Origin of the sequence: Amycolatopsis sp. NPDC051061 (assembly GCF_040682935.1) — a bacterium.
In the GTDB taxonomy this organism is placed as follows: Bacteria; Actinomycetota; Actinomycetes; order Mycobacteriales; family Pseudonocardiaceae; genus Amycolatopsis.
This window is the reverse complement of record NZ_JBFBBZ010000131.1, coordinates 1-2,279: the sequence shown is the minus strand read 5'-3', so window position 1 is coordinate 2,279 and position 2,279 is coordinate 1. Positions and strand designations below refer to the sequence as shown.

1 protein-coding gene is annotated in these 2,279 nt (G+C 67.5%); it reads right to left on the bottom strand.

Annotation, left to right across the window (positions count from 1 at the left end):
• Nucleotides 1-59: 59 nt before the first annotated feature.
• Entirely contained in the window at nucleotides 60-2,066 is a 2,007-nt protein-coding gene (locus tag AB0N03_RS52125) for a tetratricopeptide repeat protein (protein WP_364388952.1), read from the bottom strand.
• Nucleotides 2,067-2,279 lie beyond the last annotated feature (213 nt).

Genomic DNA, 2,279 nt, shown 5'->3' with positions numbered 1-2,279 from the left:
AACTACCGGAGACCTCACCTATGTCGAGCACCGACACGCCCAGCAACACCAACTCCAGCTCAACCTGCTCGAGGCGACTTCGATACAGGCCCTAGCACCCGCGAATGGTCGGCGATTAGCTCCTCGAACGCGGTCACGGCGCCCGCCGGATCACCAGCTTCTCCCCGCCAGCGAGCCAGGTTGCCGCGGGCGTTCAGGGTTTCGGGATGGTCGGGGCCTAGCACCCGCAATCGGTCGGCGATCAGCTCCTCGAACGCGGCCGCGGCGCCGGCCGGATCACCGGCTTCGCCACGCCAGTAAGCCAAATTGCCGCGGGCGATTAAGATTTCGGGATGGTCGGGGCCTAGCACCCGCAATCGGTCGGCGACCAGCTCCTCGAACGCGGCCGCGGCACCGATCGGATCACCCGCCCAACCCCGCCAGCGAGCCAGACTGTCGCGGGCGTTCAGGGTGTCGGGATGGTCGGGGCCTAGCACCCGCAATCGGTCGGCGAGCACCTCCTCGAGCGCGGCTGCGGCGCCGGCCGGATCACCCGCCTCGCCCTGCCAGCGAGCGAGGCTGTCGCGGGTGGTCAGGGTGTCGGGGTGGTCAGGGCCCAGCTGCTGAGTGGCGGTGGTGTGGAGCTGGCGAAAGTAGTCCCTTGCCTCGGCGACCAGCCCAGTCTCACCGAGGCTGTTCCCGGCTTGGAACAGCACTGGGTGCCCGCGGGGGGCCCACAGATTCTCGCCGGCGATGTCGGCGAGCGAATCGGTATTGGCGCGCAGCAGCTGCTCTAGCGCAGTGTCCCGCCCGATCTTCGGCCAGATGCGCTCGAGCGCGTTGGCTGCCGTGCGTGCCACTGCGGAGAGTTGCGGGACCGGCAGGGCGTCGCGGGTGGCGCGCTGCACCAGCGCGTGCACTCGCACAGCCCTGGACACTGAACTCGCGTCCAGGGTGATCAGGTTCAGCCGGTGCAGACACCACAGTCCATCGAATGCCTCCTCCGCATCGACTTCGCGTCCTCTAGCGGCTGTGAGCAGGTCGGTGATGGCCGGGGTGGTGAATAAGTTGGCGGGGATGCCGTTGGGGTTCAGCAGGCTGGCGACCTCCAGCAGCGTTCCCGCGATTCCGGAAGGTTCGAGTCGGTTGGCTTGCTCGATTGACAGTGACCAGGTGGTTGCGACGGTGGCTCGGTGCTCGTCGGGCAGTCCGTCGGGCTCGGGTAGCAACGACGCCAGGCTCCGCCGACGGTCTGTCCACCGGGCGCGGTAGTCGGTGCAGGACAGGCCTCGGTCGAGCATGTACGCGCCGGCCTGCGCCAACGCCAACGGCAAACATCCAAGCTCGGTCGCCAGTTCGGCCGCTCCCACGGCCAGGTGCGGCTGGTCGGCTAGGGCGGCGTGCAGGTAGGCCTCGGCTTCTGGCTGTGTGAACACGTCGACGTTGATCAGGCAACGGCCGTGTCCGCGCAGTGCGGCGTCACGGCGCCGGGTGGTCACGACCACCTGCCCGCTGGTCGTTGCCGGTGGCCACAGGCCTCGCAGATCGGCTGGGTTCTGCACGTCGTCGAGCACGATCAGCCATCGCGTCGATGTGGCGGCGAGCCATTCCAGCAGCCGCCTTGCGCTTTGCTCGGGATTAGAGTCTTCGACGCCGGTCACGTCCACGGCCACCTGGGCGTAACTGGAGACGATCGCCTCCCGCGAGCTGGCCGTCACCCACGCCCACAATCCCAATTCACCCGAAGCCCACAGCTGCTCGGCGTAATCCAGCGCGATCTGGGTCTTCCCGATCCCGCCCAAGCCCGACACCACACCGGTATGTACCCGAGGCTGGCCGGTCAGCACCGCGGTGTCGCCGCGCCCCAGTGCCTGCGCGAGTAGGCGCGAAGTGCCTGAACGGTTTTGAAACGCCGCTGCCCGTTGTGGCGCCACACCTGCCCGGCGCAGTAGGGCCACCGGCCGGCTTTGCTGGTGAAAGTGCACGTCACCGTGGATGGCGCCGGTCTGGACCAGACTCCCGGACACGCCGCCGGTGACGTGGTTGGCGATGTCGCCGTGCGGCGGCTGGTCGGGGCGGCGACTCATCGACCCAGTATCCCCGGGTCCCCTCCCACAGATTGCGGGCGCCGTCATATCGATCCGAATGGCGGAACACGGCTGCCACCTGATAGCCCCTACGCCGCAGTAGAGCGCACCAAACAGAGGTGAGGCGCCCCAAGATTTCCGGACAGCTTTCCTATAGCTAATTCATGCTGCAAGCTGTCGGCTCAGATACTCGTTGTGGACCTCTAACGGGGT

What these genes read in the sequence shown, in the direction of transcription:
- AB0N03_RS52125 (WP_364388952.1), bottom strand. Translation starts at nt 2,066, where the DNA reads ATGAGTCGCCGCCCCGACCAGCCGCCGCACGGCGACATCGCCAACCAC.